This is a genomic window from Pseudomonas sp. SK3(2021) (assembly GCF_016772375.1).
GTDB lineage: Bacteria > Pseudomonadota > Gammaproteobacteria > Pseudomonadales > Pseudomonadaceae > Aquipseudomonas > Aquipseudomonas chlororaphis_I.
Genome location: NZ_CP061943.1, coordinates 4,161,302 through 4,179,504, shown reverse-complemented (window position 1 = coordinate 4,179,504; position 18,203 = coordinate 4,161,302). Strand labels below are relative to the sequence as shown.

At 65.7% G+C, this 18,203-nt stretch carries 13 protein-coding genes, 1 pseudogene and 2 riboswitches; of the genes and pseudogenes, 6 read left to right on the top strand and 8 right to left on the bottom strand.

Annotated elements, in window-relative coordinates; genetic code table 11:
* Entirely contained in the window at positions 1-219 is a 219-nt protein-coding gene (locus tag IF690_RS18255) for a DUF2970 domain-containing protein (RefSeq protein WP_202696806.1), read from the bottom strand.
* 170 nt (positions 220-389) lie between these two features.
* Complete coding sequence (gene metH, locus IF690_RS18250) at positions 390-4,100, bottom strand: methionine synthase (RefSeq protein ID WP_202696805.1); 3,711 nt, start codon at positions 4,098-4,100, stop codon at positions 390-392.
* 156 nt (positions 4,101-4,256) lie between these two features.
* Here metH and IF690_RS18245 point away from each other — a divergent pair, with 156 nt between their 5' ends.
* Both IF690_RS18245 and nfuA read left to right on the top strand, forming a co-directional pair.
* A complete protein-coding gene (locus IF690_RS18245) occupies positions 4,257-6,548 on the top strand; it encodes a fatty acid cis/trans isomerase (protein ID WP_202696804.1) in 2,292 nt (763 codons plus the stop codon).
* 202 nt (positions 6,549-6,750) lie between these two features.
* Complete coding sequence (gene nfuA / locus IF690_RS18240) at positions 6,751-7,335, top strand: Fe-S biogenesis protein NfuA (RefSeq protein WP_009049665.1); 585 nt, start codon at positions 6,751-6,753, stop codon at positions 7,333-7,335.
* 170 nt (positions 7,336-7,505) lie between these two features.
* Here nfuA and cobM read toward each other — a convergent pair whose 3' ends face one another.
* The 4 genes from cobM to IF690_RS18220 form a co-directional block, all read right to left on the bottom strand.
* Positions 7,506-8,252 (bottom strand): precorrin-4 C(11)-methyltransferase, encoded by a 747-nt coding sequence (cobM, locus tag IF690_RS18235; RefSeq protein ID WP_202696803.1) that lies wholly within the window; start codon positions 8,250-8,252, stop codon positions 7,506-7,508.
* 81 nt (positions 8,253-8,333) lie between these two features.
* A complete protein-coding gene (locus IF690_RS18230) occupies positions 8,334-8,747 on the bottom strand; it encodes a cobalamin biosynthesis protein (protein WP_202696802.1) in 414 nt (137 codons plus the stop codon).
* Complete coding sequence (locus IF690_RS18225; protein ID WP_202696801.1) at positions 8,744-9,445, bottom strand: CbtA family protein; 702 nt, start codon at positions 9,443-9,445, stop codon at positions 8,744-8,746. The genes IF690_RS18230 and IF690_RS18225 overlap by 4 nt, the downstream gene beginning before the upstream one ends.
* Positions 9,446-9,456: 11 nt before the next feature.
* Positions 9,457-9,645 (bottom strand): CbtB domain-containing protein, encoded by a 189-nt coding sequence (locus IF690_RS18220; RefSeq protein WP_202696800.1) that lies wholly within the window; start codon positions 9,643-9,645, stop codon positions 9,457-9,459.
* 98 nt (positions 9,646-9,743) lie between these two features.
* Positions 9,744-9,965: riboswitch (cobalamin riboswitch) on the bottom strand.
* Positions 9,966-10,236: 271 nt separating this feature from the next.
* A riboswitch (cobalamin riboswitch) is annotated at positions 10,237-10,447 on the top strand.
* A gap of 96 nt (positions 10,448-10,543) precedes the next feature.
* Here IF690_RS18220 and cobW point away from each other — a divergent pair.
* The 4 genes from cobW (at position 10,544) to IF690_RS18200 (ending at position 17,167) form a co-directional block, all read left to right on the top strand.
* Positions 10,544-11,605, top strand: coding sequence for a cobalamin biosynthesis protein CobW (cobW, locus tag IF690_RS18215; protein ID WP_202696799.1), 1,062 nt, complete (start codon positions 10,544-10,546; stop codon positions 11,603-11,605).
* Between the two features lie 3 nt (positions 11,606-11,608).
* Entirely contained in the window at positions 11,609-15,382 is a 3,774-nt protein-coding gene (gene cobN, locus IF690_RS18210) for a cobaltochelatase subunit CobN (protein ID WP_202696798.1), read from the top strand.
* Positions 15,383-15,503: 121 nt separating this feature from the next.
* Positions 15,504-16,511: a magnesium chelatase ATPase subunit I gene (locus tag IF690_RS18205; protein ID WP_202696797.1), complete on the top strand. Its 1,008-nt coding sequence runs from the start codon at positions 15,504-15,506 to the stop codon at positions 16,509-16,511.
* A 53-nt stretch (positions 16,512-16,564) separates the two neighbouring features.
* Positions 16,565-17,167: a vWA domain-containing protein gene (locus tag IF690_RS18200; RefSeq protein ID WP_202696796.1), complete on the top strand. Its 603-nt coding sequence runs from the start codon at positions 16,565-16,567 to the stop codon at positions 17,165-17,167.
* Positions 17,168-17,223: 56 nt separating this feature from the next.
* Here IF690_RS18200 and IF690_RS18195 read toward each other — a convergent pair whose 3' ends face one another.
* Positions 17,224-17,547, bottom strand: coding sequence for a hypothetical protein (locus IF690_RS18195; RefSeq protein WP_202696795.1), 324 nt, complete (start codon positions 17,545-17,547; stop codon positions 17,224-17,226).
* A 202-nt stretch (positions 17,548-17,749) separates the two neighbouring features.
* Positions 17,750-18,202: pseudogene (locus tag IF690_RS18190) on the bottom strand (2,4-dienoyl-CoA reductase); the annotation flags it as partial.
* Between the last annotated feature and the right edge of the window lies 1 nt (position 18,203).

Genomic DNA, 18,203 nt, shown 5'->3' with positions numbered 1-18,203 from the left:
TCAAAGCCCCGTCAGGTGCAGCACCAGCTTGACGATACCGAACAGGGTCAAGGCGAACACCGCCGTGAACAGAATGCCCAGGATCACGAAATGGCTGGGTTTGCCGTGGGTGAAGTCGCGCTTGCGGTTCTTGCCGCTCTGCACGCCAAAGGCGGCAGCGGCGATGCTTTGCAGCATCTGCCAAAGGGTTGGCGGCTTGTCGTTGATGGGGTCGTCCATAAATCCCTCGACACAGGTGGGTGTGAGGAAAGCATAGACAATTTCTGCGTAGCCCTGGCCATGCACCCTGTAGCGAGCTTGCTCGCGCTCAGAACGCCAAGACACCGCGATTCTTCAGATTCGCCGCGTCATCGTTGACGTCCATCGCGAGCACGCTCGCTCCTGCCATTTCAGTTGTCGTAGCCCAGGTTTGGCGCCAGCCAGCGCTCGGTCACGGCCAGGTCCTGGCCTTTGCGTGCGCTGTAGCTGTTGACCTGGTCCTTGTCGATCTTGCCCACGGCGAAGTACTGCGCCTGCGGGTGGGCGAAGTACCAGCCGCTGACTGCCGCCGCCGGGAACATGGCGAAGTGTTCGGTGAGGAACACACCGCTGCGCCCGGCCTTGCCTTCGCTGGCCTCGGGGTCGAGCAGGGCGAACAGGGTGCTCTTCTCGGTATGGTCCGGGCAGGCCGGGTAACCCGGGGCCGGGCGGATACCGCTGTACTGCTCCTTGATCAGGGCCTCGTTGTCCAGTTGTTCGTCCTTGGCGTAGCCCCAGTAGTCTTTGCGCACCTGCTGGTGCAGCCACTCGGCGCATGCCTCGGCCAGACGGTCGGCCAGGGCCTTGACCATGATCGAGTTGTAGTCGTCGCCCTTGTCCTGATAGGCCTTGGCCACTTCTTCGGCGCCGATGCCGGCGGTGGTGATGAAACCACCGACGTAGTCGGTCACGCCGCTGTCCTTGGGCGCGACGAAGTCGGCCAGGGAGAAGTTCGGCTTGCCGTCGGTCTTGATGCTCTGCTGGCGCAGGTGGTGCAGCCTGGCCAAGGGTTGGCCGTCCTCGCCATAGACTTCCAGGTCGTCGTCCTGCACCTGGTTGGCCGGCCAGAAGCCGAACACCGCGCGGGCGCTGATCAGTTTCTCGTCGATCAGCTTGTCGAGCATTTCCCGGGCGTCCTTGTACAACGCGGTGGCGGCTTCACCCACCACTTCGTCCTCGAGGATGCGCGGGAACTTGCCGGCCAGGTCCCAGGAGATGAAGAACGGCGTCCAGTCGATGTATTCGGCCAGGACCCGCAGGTCGATATTGTCCAGCACCTTGGCGCCGGTGAAGGTCGGCACGGTCGGCTGGTAGCTGTTCCAGTCGAACTGCGGTTTCTTGGCCACGGCCGCCGGGTAGCTCAGGCGCTCGGTGCGGGCGCTGCGGTTGGCGGTGCGCTCGCGGACTTCCACGTACTCTTCGCGGGTGCGCTCGACGAAACCGGCCTTGAGCTCCTTGGACAGCAACTGGGTGGCCACGCCCACGGCGCGCGAGGCGTCGGTGACGTAGACCACCGCGTCATTGCTGTACTTGGGCTCGATCTTCACCGCGGTGTGAGCCTTGGAGGTGGTGGCGCCACCGATCATCAGCGGCAGGTGGAAGTCCTGGCGCTGCATTTCCCGGGCAACGTGGACCATCTCGTCCAGCGACGGGGTGATCAGGCCGGACAGGCCGATGATGTCGCACTTCTGTTCCTTGGCCACCTGGAGGATCTTCTCCGCCGGCACCATCACGCCGAGGTCGACGATGTCGTAGCCGTTACAGCCCAGGACCACGCCGACGATGTTCTTGCCGATGTCGTGCACGTCGCCCTTGACCGTGGCCATGAGGATCTTGCCCTTGGCTTGCGGCTTGTCGCCTTTTTCCAGCTCGATAAAGGGGATCAGGTGGGCCACGGCCTGCTTCATCACCCGGGCCGACTTCACCACCTGGGGCAGGAACATTTTGCCGGCGCCGAACAGGTCGCCGACGATGTTCATGCCGGCCATCAGCGGGCCTTCGATCACTTCGATCGGGCGGGCGAAGGACAGCCGCGACTCTTCGGTGTCCTCAACAATGTGCGTGGTGATGCCCTTGACCAGGGCGTGCTCCAGGCGCTTGTTGACGTCCCAGTTGCGCCACTCTTCGGTCTCGGCTTCCTTGACGCTGCCATCGCCCTTGTACTTGTCGGCGATGGCGAGGAGGGCGTCGGTGCCTTCCGGGGTACGGTTGAGGATCACATCCTCCACGGCGTCGCGCAGCTCCTGCGGGATCTGGTCGTAGATCTCCAGTTGGCCGGCGTTGACGATGCCCATGGTCAGGCCGTTGCGGATCGCATACAGCAGGAACACCGAGTGGATCGCCTCGCGCACCGGGTTGTTGCCGCGGAACGAGAACGACACGTTGGACACGCCGCCGGAGCTCAGGGCATAAGGCAGCTCGTCGCGGATGTAGGCGCAGGCGTGGATGAAGTCCACCGCGTAGTTGTTGTGCTCCTCGATGCCGGTGGCCACGGCGAAGATGTTCGGGTCGAAGATGATGTCTTCCGGCGGGAAGCCGACTTCGTTGACCAGGATGTCGTAGGAGCGTTTGCAGATTTCCTTCTTGCGCGCCTCGGTGTCGGCCTGGCCGGCTTCGTCGAAGGCCATCACCACCACGGCGGCGCCGTAGCGCTTGCACAGCTTGGCGTGATGAATGAACTGCTCGACGCCTTCCTTCATGCTGATGGAGTTGACGATGCCCTTGCCCTGGATGCACTTGAGGCCGGCTTCGATCACTTCCCACTTGGAGGAGTCGATCATGATCGGCACGCGGGAGATGTCCGGCTCGCCGGCGATCAGGTTGAGGAAGGTCACCATGGCCTTCTTCGAGTCCAGCATGCCTTCGTCCATGTTGATGTCGATCACCTGGGCGCCGGCCTCGACCTGCTGCAGGGCGACTTCCAGGGCTTCGGTGTAGTTCTCTTCACGGATCAGGCGGGCGAACTTGGCGGAACCGGTGATGTTGGTCCGCTCGCCGACGTTGACGAACAACGACTGGCGATCGATGGTGAACGGTTCCAGGCCCGACAGGCGGCAGGCCTTGGGGATGTCCGGGATCTGCCGCGGCGCATAGCCGGCGACGGCCTTGGCGATGGCCTCGATATGCCCCGGGGTGGTGCCGCAGCAGCCGCCGACGATGTTCAGGAAACCGCTCTGGGCGAACTCTTCGATGACCTTGGCGGTTTGCGCCGGCAGCTCGTCGTACTCGCCGAATTCGTTGGGCAGGCCGGCATTGGGGTGCGCCGATACGTGGGTGCTGGCCTTGTTCGACAGCTCTTCCAGGTAGGGGCGCAGTTCGCTGGCGCCAAGGGCGCAGTTCAGGCCCACCGAGATCGGCTTGGCATGGGCCACCGAGTTCCAGAAGGCTTCGGTGGTCTGCCCGGACAGGGTGCGGCCCGAGGCGTCGGTGATGGTGCCGGAGATCATGATCGGCAGTTCGAGGCCCAGTTCTTCGAACACGCCCTGCACGGCGAAGATCGCCGCCTTGGCGTTGAGGGTGTCGAAGATGGTCTCGATCAGGATCAGGTCGGCGCCACCCTCGATCAGGCCCTTGGTGGCCTCGGTGTAGTTCTCCACCAGTTCGTCGAAGGTGACGTTGCGGTAGCCGGGGTTGTTGACGTCCGGCGACAGCGAGCAGGTGCGGCTGGTCGGGCCCAGCACGCCGGCGACGAAGCGCGGCTTGTCCGGGGTCTCGAGGGTCTTGGCGTCGGCGACCTTGCGCGCCAGGCGCGCGCCTTCGACGTTGAGCTCGTAGACCAGCGCTTCCATGCCATAGTCGGCCATGGAAATCCGGGTGGCGTTGAAGGTGTTGGTCTCGAGGATGTCGGCGCCGGCATCCAGGTAGGCTTTCTCGATGCCGCCGATCACGTCCGGACGGGTCAGCACCAGCAGGTCGTTGTTACCCTTGACGTCGCTCGGCCAGTCGGCGAAACGTTTGCCACGGTAGTCCTGCTCCTCGAGCTTGTAGCTCTGGATCATGGTGCCCATGCCGCCGTCGAGAATCAGGATGCGCTCTTTGAGGGCTTGCTGAAGGGCTTGGAGGCGCGTGCTGCGATCGGACATGAAAGACTACCTGGAAGGGCCATTACGAAGGGCGAGGATCATAGCAAACCTGTGCGCTTTTAGAGTATGTGGCGGTTTTGCATGAATATCGCTCATGTTGGTGGCGGTGCCGGCCCGGTAGAATCGCCGGATTTTCTTATGGATTGGACCAGGGATATGTCTTACCGCGTTGTCATCGGCAGTGTGCTGCTGCTTTTAAGTTCGTTCGCCAGCGCCCAGGATCCCGCGCCAGCGATCTCCTACACTCGCGATATCCAGCCGATCTTCACCGAGAAATGCGTGGCCTGCCATGCCTGCTACGACTCGGCGTGCCAGCTCAACCTGGGCAGCGGCGAGGGCGCGGCCCGTGGCGCCTCGAAGATCCCGGTGTACGACGGCGAACGCAGCAAGGCGCAGACGCCGACCCGCTTGTTCTACGACGCTTCCGGCAAGCACGCCTGGCAGGGCATGGGCTTCTATTCGGTGCTCGACGCCCAGGGCAGCCAGGCGGCGCTGATGGCGCGCATGCTGGAGCTGGGCCACAAGACGCCGTTGCAACCCAACGCCAAGCTGCCGGAGGACATCGTCCTGGGCCTGAACCGCGAGAACATGTGCGCGCAACCGGCCGAATTCGATGGTTATGCCAGGGCCCATCCGCGCGAAGGCATGCCGCTGGCGGTGACCGGCCTGACCGATCAGCAATACCAGACGCTGCAACGCTGGCTGGCCTCCGGTGCGCCGATCGACGAACAGGGCCTGGCGCCGAGCGCCAAGGAAGCGATGCAGGTGCTGCAGTGGGAAAACCTGCTCAATGCCCCGGGCGCCCGGGAAAGCCTGGTGGCCCGCTGGCTGTTCGAGCACTGGTTCCTCGCCCACATCTATTTCGAGGGCGGCGAGCCGGGGCATTTCTTCCAGTGGGTGCGTTCGCGCACGCCGAGCGGCCAGCCGATCGACCTGATCAACACCCGCCGCCCCAACGACGACCCGGGCACCCAGGTGTATTACCGCCTGTGGCCGGTGCAGGGGGTGATCGTGCACAAGACCCACATCACCTACCCGCTGAGCGCGGCGAAGATGGCGCGGATCAAGACCCTGTTCTACAGCGGCGATTATCAGGTCAGCGCTCTGCCGGGCTATGGCCCGGGCCGCCGCGCCAACCCGTTCGAGACCTTCGAGGCGATTCCGGCCAGGGCCCGCTACCAGTTCATGCTGGATAACGCCGAGTACTTCGTGCGCACCTTTATCCGCGGCCCGGTGTGCCGCGGGCAGATCGCCACCGACGTGATCCGCGACAACTTCTGGGCGCTGTTCCAGGCCCCGGAACACGACCTCTACATCACCGACCCGGCCTACCGCGGCCAGGCCACGCCGCTGCTGGCCATGCCCGGGCAGAACGACGACGTCGGCAGTGTGCTGAGCCTGTGGCTGGCCTACCGCGACAAGCGCAACGAATACGAGATCCTGCGTCGCGACTCCTACGCCAACGCACCGGCGCCAAGCTGGTCGACCCTGTGGGCGGGCAACGACAACGCGCTGCTGAGCATCTTCCGCCACTTCGACAGCGCCTCGGTGACCAAGGGCCTGATCGGCGAGGTGCCGCAGACCATGTGGCTGTTCGACTACCCACTGCTGGAGCGCACCTACTACCAGCTGGCGGTCAACTTCGACGTGTTCGGCAACGTCTCGCACCAGGCGCAGACCCGGCTGTACTTCGACCTGATCCGCAACGGCGCCGAGCAGAACTTCCTGCGCCTGATGCCCGCCGGCACCCGCGAGGACTTCCTCGACGATTGGTACCAGAACAGTGGCAAGTTCAAGATGTGGCTGGACTACGAGTCCATCGACGACGACAAGGCCAGCGCCCTGGCCCTGGACGAGAAGGACCCGAAACGCGACTTCGCCAATCAGTTGCTGAGCCGTTACGGCGACCTCAATGCGCGGCCCGATCCGATCAACCGCTGTGACGGCGCCTACTGCTCGCGGCCGAACATCGACCCGGCGCTGCAGAATGCCGAACAGGCCCTCAGCGGCCTGGTTTCGCGGCCGGCGGCCGGCATGCGGGTCATCGACCTGCTACCGGAGGCCACCATGCTGCGCATCCAGGCGCCAAGCGGCCAGCGGGTGTTCTACAGCATGCTGCGCAACCGCGCCCACAGTAACGTGGCGTTCCTGCTGGGCGAGTCGCTGCGCTACCAGCCGGGCCTGGACACCCTGACCATTTACCCGGGCGTGCTCAGCAGCTACCCGAACTTCATGTTCAATATTCCCGCCGGGCAAGTGCCGGCGTTCGTGGCCGAGATGGAAAACGCCAAGGACGCCCACCGTTTCGAGAAAATCGTCGAGCGCTGGGGCATCCGTCGCAGCCATCCGCAGTTCTGGCAGTACTTCCATGACCAGACCCAGTACATCCTCGAGACCGATCCGAAAGAGGCGGGCGTACTGGACATGAACCGCTACGAGAACCTCTGACGGCGCCAAGCCCTTGAAATTCCGGGCCGGAGCCCTCAGGTTCCGGCCCGGCCCATCCCGCAAGAGCCTGGTAAAAATCCCAGGCGTTGGGTTGACCGCCTAATGCGGGCCTATCGACCAAGGTCTATCCCGACAAAAATACTAGGACTTTGTCCGGCACGCCGATTGGCGTAAACTGCGCCCACGCCTGCGAGGAATTTCCATGACCGCTATTACCATTACCGACGCCGCCCACGATTATCTGGCTGATCTGCTCTCCAAGCAGAACACCCCGGGCATTGGCATCCGCATCTTTATCACCCAGCCCGGGACTCAGTACGCCGAGACCTGCATCGCCTATTGCAAGCCGGGTGAAGAAAAACCCGAAGACAAAGCCCTGGGGCTGAAGAGCTTCACCGCCTACATCGACGCCTTCAGCGAAGGTTTCCTCGATGACGCGGTGGTCGACTACGCCACCGACCGCATGGGCGGCCAGCTGACCATCAAGGCGCCCAACGCCAAGGTACCGATGGTCAACGCCGACAGCCCGATCAACGAGCGCATCAACTACTACCTGCAGACCGAGATCAACCCGGGGCTGGCCAGCCACGGCGGCCAGGTCAGCCTGATCGATGTGGTCGAGGACGGCATCGCCGTGCTGCAGTTCGGCGGTGGTTGCCAGGGTTGCGGCCAGGCCGACGTGACCTTGAAGGAAGGCATCGAGCGCACCCTGCTCGAGCGCATTCCCGAGCTCAAGGGCGTACGTGACGTCACCGACCACACGCAGAAAGAAAACGCCTACTACTAAGTAAGGTGTTCGCTGCGAACAGAAAAAAACGGCGCCCCGTGAGCGCCGTTTTTTTATGCCCGGATGTATGTGGCCCCAGTTGCTCCGCGGCGCCTGGATCGCGAGCAAGCTTCGCTCCTACAGAGGAATGCGCATGCTTTTGTAGGAGCGAGCTTGCTCGCGATAAGGCCTCAGGGCCGATACAAATGTGCATGCCCCGCGCGATACAACGACGACTCGCTGAAGGCGTCGGTGGCCAGCACCCGGCCCACCAGGATCAGCGCCGTGCGCCGAAACCCCTTGGCCTGGACCTTTTCGGCAATGTCCGCCAGCGTGCCCAGCACCCAGTCCTGGTCCGGCCAGGTCGCCCGGTGCACCACGGCAATCGGGCAGTCGACGCCGTAGTGGGGCAGCAGCTCGGCAACTATCTTTTCCAGGTGGTTGACCCCCAGGTGAATCGCCATGGTGGTGCCGTGGGCGGCCAGGCCGGCGAATGCCTCGCCGGCGGGCATCGAGGTCTTGTCGGCATAGCGGGTCAGGATCACGCTCTGGGCGACGTCCGGCAGGGTCAGTTCGGCCCCCAGCAAGGCGGCGCAGGCCGCGGTGGCGGTTACGCCGGGGATGATCTCGAAGGGAATGCCCAGCGCGCGCAGGCAGCGAATCTGTTCGCCGATGGCGCCGTACAGGCTCGGGTCGCCGGAATGTACCCGGGCCACGTCCTGGCCTTTGGCGTGGGCGTCCTTGATCAGCTCGATGATCTGTTCCAGATGCAGTTCGGCGCTGTTGACCACCTGTCCGGCACTATGGCCCTGGAGCACGGCTTCGGGCACCAGGGAGCCGGCATAGATAATGACCGGGCAGCTGTGGATCAGCCGCTGGCCCTTGACGGTGATCAGTTCCGGGTCGCCGGGACCTGCGCCGATAAAAAAGACGGTCATGGCGTTCTCCTGTGAAAAAAGGGGCGAGGCAACCTCACAGATGAAGATTGCTCATGATCAGCGGCGGCGATTATCGAAGATTTACCCGGAGCAGGCCAAGGCGAGGGTCGCCTGGGCGTATTTCTGCCGTGGGATAAGCAGCTTTGCCGGGCCTCGGGCCAGGTGTTCGGCCAGGGCCAGGGCGGCGCTTTCGGCGACCCCGTAGCAGCCGGTGCGCTCGTAGGCGATCTGCGAACGATGGCTGAGTTGCAACACATAAGGTGTCAGTTGGCGGCTGCTGAAACAGGTCAGGGGCAGGCCCAGTTGCGCGGCCAGGGCCAGCAGCCCGGGTTCCTCGCGTTTCAGGTCGATGCTGGCCAGGGCCTTGATCTGCCCGAGGTCGATGCGGTGGGCGGCCAGGGCCTGGTCGAGCAGGGCGCGCAAGGTCTCCACCGGGCAGCCCCGCTGGCAGCCCAGGCCGACCACCAGGGTCGGCGCTGTGCTGGCAGCCGTCATGCCGAGTACTGATCGTCGCTCTTGCGGCGGAACAGCCAGGCGCTGATCAGGCCCAGGGCCAGCCAGAACGCGGCGTTGGTCAACTGCGAAGCGATCTTGAACTGTGCTTCCAGTTCTTCCGGTGCGAGCATCGAATGCACTTCCGGCTGCGGCGCGCCGATGAGGTGCGGCACGGCGAGGATGGCCACGCCCAGCACTTTCAGCAGCCAGTGGCGAGCGAAGACGATCAGGGCAATGCCGACCGCGGTGGAGGCGGCGGTGCCGACCCACCAGACCTGCCGTTGCCCCAGGTCCGCGGCGGCGGTGCCCGGCAGTTCGGGCGGCAGGCCGAGGGTCGGCGCCAGGCAGAAGGTCGCGTAACCGGCCAGGCCCCAGAGCAGGCCCTGGGAGGTACGGCTCGGCGCGCGCAGGGTGTAGAGGCCGGCGAGCATCAGGGCGAACCCCACGGCGACCACCAGGTTGCCGCCGGTGGTGGACAGCACGCGCTGCCAGCCGTCTTCCGGTTCCCAGGCTTCGGCGTCGTGGCTATGGGCGGCGGTGTCGGCGGCGTGTTCATGAACTTCGGAGGCGGCGGGGGCCTTCTCGTAGGTTTCCGCCTCGAGGATCAGCGGCGCGACCCAGAAGCTTTGCAGCAGGGTCAGCAACAGGGCCGCCAGCAACCCGGTGAAACCCGCGGTTTGCGCGATACGCTTGATCATCTCGGCAGGTCTCAGTGGCAAGGGAAGGCAGCGCTGTGACGGGTATCGTGGGCGGCGTTGTGCACCGCTTCGAGATGGGAGAAACCGGCGAAATACACAAGGCACGCACCGAGGATCGAGGCGCCGATGGCGGCGACCAGGCGTTGGCTCAGGGTGGCGGTGCTGCTGGTGGAGTGGCTGGTGCTGCTGATGCTCGACATGGCGCTTCCCTCTGGTGTGTCAGCGGCTGGATCGAACGCAGCAAGACCTCGCGAGGCGGGCTCGCGGGGAATTAACAGCGCCCGCCCACCGCGGGTTTGTTATGACTGTGTAGCGGGCCGGTCTCCGGGCTCGCGAGGGGCGGGGCTTGCGCCTGGCCTGCAAGAATCGCCTTCCCATGCCGGACTGCTGGCACAGTGGATCTGACTCTTCGCTCGCTTACCGTTGCGGGGGCAGCACCGGACTGATCAAGGCTGTTGGCCTGTGACGCACCGGTTTCCCGTTTCACCCTGTGAAGGGCACCCGTAACAAGGCGTGTAGGAGAGCATGGGCGAGGGAGGGGCGTCAATTGGCAAGGGTTCTCCTTTTCGAGCGCGATTGGCCGGTCTTCGCGCCGCATGAAGATTGACCGCCCCCCACGCTCTGCGTAGCCTTGCGCTTTCGAGGTTCTTCGGCAGCTGCCGAAGCTAGGTTCTGTACGAAAAGTCGGCGAGCGAAGGTCAGGCAAGGCAAAAACAGGCGAGGAACGGCCGGGGTCGCGTTCGACTTTAGGGGCCTACATGAGCATTCCGAGTCTGTTTTTAACGCAGCATGGCCTGCGTAGCGCCGAAGGCGCCCAGCGCGCAGCCACTTGTCGTACAGAACCTAAGAAGGGAACGCGGTCCAAGCCGCGGCTGCCCCCGCAACTGTAAACGGTGATGAACGATGCAAGGCCACTGCCAGGCGGCGGGAAGGCGCATCGTTCGCCAGTCCAACGACCGGCGCGCCGTCAGCCAGGAGACCTGCCTCGGACTCGATTCTCACTACAACCGGGCGGGGTGATCCGGTGGCGAACTCTTCCGTGCACCTGCCTGCGCGGTTCTCGTCCCGTATGCCCGCCACCTTGCCAAAGGGCATCCGATGAAAACACTGGCCAAACTTCCCGTCACCATCGTTACCGGCTTCCTCGGCTCGGGCAAAACCACCTTGCTGCGGCATATGCTGGACAACGCCCAGGGCCGCCGCATCGCGGTGATCGTCAACGAGTTCGGCGAGCTGGGCATCGACGGCGAGATCCTCAAGCAGTGCGCCATCGGTTGCACCGAGGAAGAAGCCAGCGGCCGCGTCTACGAGCTGGCCAACGGCTGCCTGTGCTGCACCGTGCAGGAAGAATTCTTCCCGGTGATGCGCGAACTGGTGGCCCGTCGCGGCGACCTCGACCATATCCTCATCGAGACTTCCGGCCTGGCCCTGCCCAAACCCTTGGTCCAGGCTTTCCAGTGGCCGGAAATCCGCAGTGCCTGCACCGTCGACGCGGTGATCACGGTGGTCGACAGCCCGGCCGTGGCCGCCGGCACCTTCGCCGCCTTCCCGGACCAGGTGGACGCCCAGCGCAAGCTCGACCCGAACCTCGACCATGAGTCGCCCCTGCATGAGCTGTTCGCCGACCAGCTGTCCAGCGCCGACCTGGTGATTCTCAACAAGGCCGACCTGATCGGCGCGGGAGACCTGGCCAAGGTACGCCTGGAAGTCGCCGAGGAACTGCCGCCGGCGGTGAAAGTCATCGAAGCCAGCAGCGGTCGCCTGCCGCTGGACGTGCTGCTGGGCCTGGGCAATGGTTCGGAAGAGCACATCGACGGCCGCCACAGCCACCACGATCACCACCATGACGGCGATGACGATCACGATCACGACGCCTTCGACTCCATCTCCATCGAGCTGCCACAGGCCGACGAAAGCCTGCTGCTGGATGCCCTGACCCAGTTGGTGGTGCAGCACGGCATCCTGCGGGTCAAGGGTTTCGCGGCGATCCCCAACAAGCCGATGCGCCTGTTGATCCAGGGCGTGGGCACCCGCTTCGACAAGCACTTCGACCGCCAGTGGGGCGCCGACGAAGCGCGCACCACGCGCCTGGTGCTGATCGGCCAGGCGCTGGACGCAGCCCTGCTCGAAGCGCAATTGCGCGCCGCGCTCAGCGTGTAAGCCATGCATCTGCTCAGGACCCAGCCCGGCGGTTTCGTGTCGGACGACAACATTGCCGACCTTGGACAAACCCCCGCCGAGCTGGTGATCCTGTGCAGCGGCGATTCCAGCCTGGCGCTGCTGGCCGAAGCGGCGCAGCAGTTGCCCGAGGACTACCCGAGCTTGCGCCTGGCCAATCCGATGCAGGTGCAGAACCACGCCTCGGTCGACCTGTATGTCGACCAGGTGCTGCGCCACGCCAAAGTGATCCTGATTTCCCTGCACGGTGGCATCGCCTATTGGCGCTATGGCATCGAGCAACTGGTGCAACTGGCGCAACGCGGCGTGCAGCTGATCCTGGTGCCAGGCGACGATCGCCCGGACCCGGAGCTGAGCGACCTGAGCACGGTGCCCGCCGCCGACCGCGAGCGTCTCTGGCACTTCCTGCGCCAGGGCGGCATGGGCAATGCGCTGAACCTGTACCGTTGCCTGGCCAGTGGCTGGCTGGGGCGCGATTACCCTTGGTCCGAGCCGCAGACCCTGCCGCGCACGGCGATCTACCACCCGCACAGAAGCAGCGCTGCCCTCAGCGATTGGCAAGCCGACTGGCGGGCCGGCCAGCCGGTGGCGGCGCTGTTGTTCTACCGTTCGCATTTGCAGGCGGCCAACACCGCCTTTATCGATGAGTTCTGCCAGCGCTTGCAGGCGGCCGGCCTGAACCCGCTGCCGATCGCCCTGGCCAGCCTGAAAGAGCCCGGTTGCCTGACGGTGGTCGAGGCGCTGCTGGATGAGGTGCAGGCGGCAGTGATCCTCAACACCACCGGGTTTGCCCAGTCCAGTCCGGAGGCGCCGCACCTGCGGCCGTTTCGCCGCAATATCCCGGTGATCCAGGCCATCTGCGCCCAGGACAACGAACCCGGCTGGCGCGCCAGCGAGCAGGGCCTGGGCCCGCGGGACCTGGCGATGCACATCGCCTTGCCGGAACTGGACGGGCGCATCATCAGCCGGCCCATCAGCTTCAAGGACCTGGCCTGGCGCAGCGAGCGCAGCCAGTCGGACGTGGTCTGCTACCGCTCGGCCCCCGAGCGCATGGATTTTGTCGCCGAACTGGCGCGGCGCTGGGTCGATCTGGCCCGGCTGCCCAATGGCGAAAAACGCATCGCCCTGATCCTCGCCAACTACCCGACCCGCGACGGCCGCATCGGCAACGGCGTGGGCCTGGACACGCCGGCGGCGGCGCTGAATATCCTGCGCGCCCTGCACGCCGAGGGGTACCCACTGCCGGCCGAGTTGCCGGACAGCGGTACGGTGCTGATCCAGCAACTGCTCGGCGGGGTCAGCAACGACCTGGACAGCCTCGACCTGCGCCCGTGCCAGCAAAGCCTGGCGCTGGACGAGTACCAGGCCATGTTCGACGCGCTGCCTGAAGCCAACCGCCTGGCGGTGCTCGAACGCTGGGGTGGGCCACAAAACGACCCGATGTTCCGCGGCGGGCGGCTGATGATCGCCGGCCTGCGTTTTGGCCTGACCTTCGTCGGCATCCAGCCGGCGCGCGGTTATCAGGTCGACCCGAGCGCGGTCTATCACGACCCGGACCTGGTGCCGCCCCACGCGTACCTGGCGTTCTATTTCTGGCTGCGCCGGACCTACGGCGCCCATGGGCTGATCCACGTCGGCAAGCACGGCAACCTGGAGTGGCTGCCGGGCAAGGGCGTCGGCCTGTCCGCAAGCTGCTGGCCGGACCTGCTGCTGGGGCCGCTGCCGAATATCTATCCGTTTATCGTCAACGACCCGGGCGAGGGTGCCCAGGCCAAGCGCCGGACCCAGGCGGTGATCATCGACCACCTGATGCCGCCGCTGACCCGCGCCGAAACCTACGGTCCGCTGCGCGACCTGGAGCTGTTGGCCGACGAGTACTACGAAGCGCAACTGCTCGATCCGCGCCGCGCCCGCGAGTTGCAGAAGGACATTCTCAAGCTGGTGCGGGTGACCCGGATCGACCGCGAACTGCAGCTGGACGGGCCGCTCGACGGCGAGGCCGACGCGGCGCTCTGGCTGCCGCGCCTGGACACCTACCTGTGCGACCTGAAGGAATCGCAGATCCGTGACGGCCTGCATGTGTTCGGCGAATCGCCGGTGGGCCGCCTGCGCATCGACACCTTGCTGGCCCTGCTGCGGATTCCTCGCGGCGATGGCCGGGGGGCACAGTCGAGCCTGCTGCGGGCGCTGGCCAAGGCCTTCGAGCTGGGTTTCGATCCGCTCGATTGCGCCCTGGCCGAGCCCTGGAGCGGCCGCCGGCCACAGGTTTTGCAGGGCATCAGCGAGCAGCGGTGGCGCACCGCCGGCGATACCCGTGAACGCCTGGAGCTGTTCGCCGGACGCTTGATAGAAGCGGCCTTGGCCGGTGAGGTCGAGCAACTGAACGAGCCCGCCTGGAGCGAGGTCAAGGCGATCATCGACAACCTGCGCGAGGGGGTGGCGCCGCGCCTGGATGCCTGCGGCCCGGCGGAGATGGGTGGTTTGCTGGATGCCCTGGGCGGGCGTTTCGTACCGGCCGGGCCCAGCGGCGCACCGAGTCGCGGGCGCCTGGACGTGCTGCCCACCGGGCGCAATTTCTACTCGGTGGACGTGCGCAACCTGCCGACCACCACCGCCTGGCGTATCGGTTTCCAGTCGGCCGACCTGATCCTCGAACGGCATTTGCAGGACCATGGCGACCACTTGCGCCAGCTCGGCCTGTCGGTGTGGGGCACGGCGACCATGCGCACCGGCGGCGACGACATCGCCCAGGCCATGGCGCTGATGGGCGTGCGCCCGGTGTGGGCCACCGGCAGCCAGCGGGTCGACGACTTCGAGATTTTACCGCTGAGCCTGCTGGACCGCCCGCGGGTGGACGTGACCCTGCGGGTGTCCGGATTCTTCCGCGATGCCTTCGCCAACCTGATCCGCCTGTTCGACGCCGCCGTGCAGGCGGTGGCCGCGCTGGACGAGCCGGACGACCTCAACCCGCTGGCGGCCAAGGTCCGCGCCGAGCGTGAGGCGCTGCTGCAGTCCGGCCTGGATGCCGAGGCCGCGCAACGCCAGGCCGGTTGGCGGATCTTCGGCGCCAAGCCCGGTGCCTATGGCGCGGGCGTGCAGGGCGCTATCGACGGTCGCCTGTGGCAGAGCCGCGAGGACCTGGCCGAGGTCTACCTGAACTGGGGTGGCTACGCCTATGGCGGCGCCGACGAAGGCACCGCGGCCCGTGGCCAGTTCGCCCAGCGCCTGAGCCAGGTGCAGGCGGTGTTGCAGAATCAGGACAACCGTGAGCACGACCTGCTGGATTCCAACGACTACTACCAGTTCCAGGGCGGCATGCTCGCCGCCGTGGAAAGCCTCAGCGGCGCCAAGGCCGCCAGTTACCACGGCGACCACAGCCAGCCGGACCTGCCGAAAATCCGCAGCCTCAAGGAAGAACTGAACCGGGTGATCCGCTCCCGCGCGGCCAACCCGAAGTGGATCGAAGGGGTGAAACGCCATGGCTACAAGGGCGCCTTTGAAATGGCCGCCACCGTGGATAATCTGTTCGCCTTCGACGCCACCACCCAGCTGATCGACGATCACCAGTACGCCTTGCTGGCCGACGCCTACCTGCTGGACCCGGCGAACCGCGAGTTCATCCGGCAGCACAACCCCCATGCGTTGCGCGATATGACCGAGCGCCTGCTCGAGGCCCAGCAGCGCGGCCTGTGGCAGGAGCCCGGCGAGTACCGCGAGGCCCTGGAAAACCTGCTGCTGGATATCGAGGAAGATTCCTGATGAGTGCTGCGCACTCATCGCGAGCAAGCTCGCTCCTACAGAACCGCACGATTCCCTGTGGGAGCGAGCTTGCTCGCGATAACGATTCGACTGACGACACACGACCGGACCGAGAACCGACATGAGCGATACCCCACATTTCCCGCTGTCCGCCGTGGTCGGCGCCGATGACCTGAAACTGGCGCTGTGCCTGACGGCCATCGACCCGAAAATCGGCGGGGTGTTGATCGAAGGGCCGCGGGGCATGGCCAAGTCGACCCTGGCCCGTGGCCTGGCGGACCTGCTGGCGAGCGGGCAGTTCGTCACCTTGCCTTTGGGCGCGACCGAGGAACGCCTGGTCGGCACCCTGGACCTGGACGCGGCCCTGGGCGAAGGCCGGGCGCAGTTTTCCCCGGGGGTGCTGGCCAAGGCCGATGGCGGGGTGCTCTACGTCGATGAGGTGAACCTGCTGCCGGACCATCTGGTGGACCTGCTGCTGGACGTGGCCGCCAGCGGTACCAACCTGATCGAGCGCGATGGTATTTCCCACCGGCATTCGGCCCGGTTCGTGCTGATTGGCACCATGAACCCGGAAGAGGGCGAGTTGCGTCCGCAACTGCTGGACCGCTTTGGCCTGAATGTCACCCTGAGCGGCCAGACGCCGCCCACTGAGCGGGGCCAGATCATTCGCCGGCGGCTGGATTTCGACAGCGATCCCCAGGGTTTCTGCCAGCAGTGGGCCGCCGAGCAGGAGGCGCTGCGCCAACGCTGCCAGCAGGCGCGGCTGTTGCTGGCGGAGATTGCCCTGGACGACCAGGCGCTGGAGCGGATCACCGAGCGCTGTTTTGCCGCTGGCGTCGACGGCCTGCGCGCGGACCTGGTGTGGCTGCGTGCCGCCCGCGCCCATGCGGCCTGGCGCGGCGCCCGGGCCATCGAGGAACAGGACATAGACGCCGTGGCCGAATTCGCCCTGCGTCATCGCCGTCGCGACAACCCGCCGAGCGCGGCCCATCAGCCGCAGCCGTCTCCCGCGCCGGCCCCGGCTCAATCCAGCCCCGCCGAAGGCCAGGGCCAATGGGGCGAACTGCCGGCCCAGGCGCTGGCCACCGGCATCCGCCGTGAAGTGCCGAGCTGGCCAAAAAAGCCCTAGGCATTCGCCCCCGGTCCGACGCGGGGGCGAATGCCAAGCCCCGCGCCGGACGGTTGGACAAGGGCAGGCAAGGTCGGGCACGCGCGGCTACCCATGGCTCGATCAACTGGCCGGGCACCTTGCTCAAGGGGCGACCCCGCCAGCGCGACGATCTGTTGTGGCACCTGCGCAGCCGGTCGCCCCATGAACTGTGGCTGGTGATCGTCGATGCATCGGCCTCGACCCGCCGCCATCAGGCGCTGGGCGATGCCAAGGGCCTGCTGGCCCAGCTGTTCGACGATGCCTACCGGCAGCGCGCACGCCTGGCCTTGCTGACCGCCAGCGGCCGCGCGCCGAACTGGCAGGTGCAGGGGCTGAAGGCCTCGAAGGCTCTGCGCGACTGGCTCGATGGGCTGGGCGCGGGCGGCGGCACACCGTTGCTGGCGGCCTTGGCCGAGGCGAGGCAATGGCTGGTTTCGCGGCAGAAGCGCTATCCGGCCGAACAGCAGCGAGTGCTGCTGCTCACCGATGGTCGGTTGAAAAGCCTGCCGCCGTTGGCGCGCCTGGGGTGCCCGACCCTGTTGATCGATATCGAACGCGGGCCGATCCGCCTCGGTCGCGCTCGCGAGCTGGCGCAGCAACTGGATGCGCAGTACCGGCATATCGATGGGGCGTGATGGGGGGAGGGCAGTCCGGTCATGAGCCGCTCGACGACTGCCCTCGGATCAGCGTTTCAGCCGCCGAAAGGAGCGGAACGGATGGCCTCGCCTTTCCTGGCGCAGGAAGGTGGGTTGGTCATGCCCATGGAGAGCAGGTTGCCGCCGTTGATGATGCAGTTGAACTCCTTGTTGTCGTTGGTTTTCAAGGCCACGTAGGTGTTGGTGCCTTCGGTGCGACGGCTGACGATGCTGACATCCGAGGGCGAGTAGCCCAGGGCGCCGCTGGTCTGGGATTTGATCTGTTCATCGGTCAGGGTATTGGTCTTGCCGGCGATGGTGTTGCAACCAGCGAGTCCGAGGGTGAGGGCACAAGCCAGGGCAAGGGGGACGACTCTCATGTGTTGCTCCTTTTATTAGGGGGAGGTCCGCCAGACATCCTAGCCGCAGCGTATTTTTTTGCTGGGTACGTTGCTCGTTTTTGCGATTCGCTGCGCAATAGGGCATCACCCGCCGACGGACGGGTGTGCTGGGTCAGGCACTCCGTCCTTTCCCTTGAGAGCGGGCAAGAGCGTCCCTGTGCTTGCGCCCTTGCATTGGCTATTACCTGGCCATTTCCTGCCGGTACTGGCGCGTGCGCCTGGCGCTGTTCAACTGATCGAGCAGCAGCGCCAGCCAGGGGCGTACTTGAGGTTTGGGCGCGCGCCCGCGACTCAGGCGATGTATCTGCAGGCGGACGATGGCCATGGTTGCCAGGGAAGCCAGGGGCTTGCGTTTCCAATGCAGCGGCGGCAGTTGTGGGTGGCTTTGCTGGCCACTGCGCCAGAGCCGGGGCAACGCCGGTTCGAGGGCCAGGGCGGTGGCGATGCCGGCCATCGCAATGCCGCTGTCCAGCACCTGTTGCACCACCGGCAGGCGGCGGATGCCGCCGGTGACCATTACCGGCATTCGTGCCACGGGCGCCAGTTCGCTGGCCATTTCGATGAAGTAGGCTTCGCGCGCCAGGGTCCGGCCGTCGCGCACTTCGCCCTGCATGGCCGGGGACTCGTAGCTGCCC

Coding starts and splice junctions, on each gene's coding strand:
- IF690_RS18255 (WP_202696806.1), bottom strand. CDS start 219: ATGGACGACCCCATCAACGACAAGCCGCCAACCCTTTGGCAGATGCTG.
- metH (WP_202696805.1), bottom strand. CDS start 4,100: ATGTCCGATCGCAGCACGCGCCTCCAAGCCCTTCAGCAAGCCCTCAAA.
- IF690_RS18245 (WP_202696804.1), top strand. CDS start 4,257: ATGTCTTACCGCGTTGTCATCGGCAGTGTGCTGCTGCTTTTAAGTTCG.
- nfuA (WP_009049665.1), top strand. CDS start 6,751: ATGACCGCTATTACCATTACCGACGCCGCCCACGATTATCTGGCTGAT.
- cobM (WP_202696803.1), bottom strand. CDS start 8,252: ATGACCGTCTTTTTTATCGGCGCAGGTCCCGGCGACCCGGAACTGATC.
- IF690_RS18230 (WP_202696802.1), bottom strand. CDS start 8,747: ATGACGGCTGCCAGCACAGCGCCGACCCTGGTGGTCGGCCTGGGCTGC.
- IF690_RS18225 (WP_202696801.1), bottom strand. CDS start 9,445: ATGATCAAGCGTATCGCGCAAACCGCGGGTTTCACCGGGTTGCTGGCG.
- IF690_RS18220 (WP_202696800.1), bottom strand. CDS start 9,645: ATGTCGAGCATCAGCAGCACCAGCCACTCCACCAGCAGCACCGCCACC.
- cobW (WP_202696799.1), top strand. CDS start 10,544: ATGAAAACACTGGCCAAACTTCCCGTCACCATCGTTACCGGCTTCCTC.
- cobN (WP_202696798.1), top strand. CDS start 11,609: ATGCATCTGCTCAGGACCCAGCCCGGCGGTTTCGTGTCGGACGACAAC.
- IF690_RS18205 (WP_202696797.1), top strand. CDS start 15,504: ATGAGCGATACCCCACATTTCCCGCTGTCCGCCGTGGTCGGCGCCGAT.
- IF690_RS18195 (WP_202696795.1), bottom strand. CDS start 17,547: ATGAGAGTCGTCCCCCTTGCCCTGGCTTGTGCCCTCACCCTCGGACTC.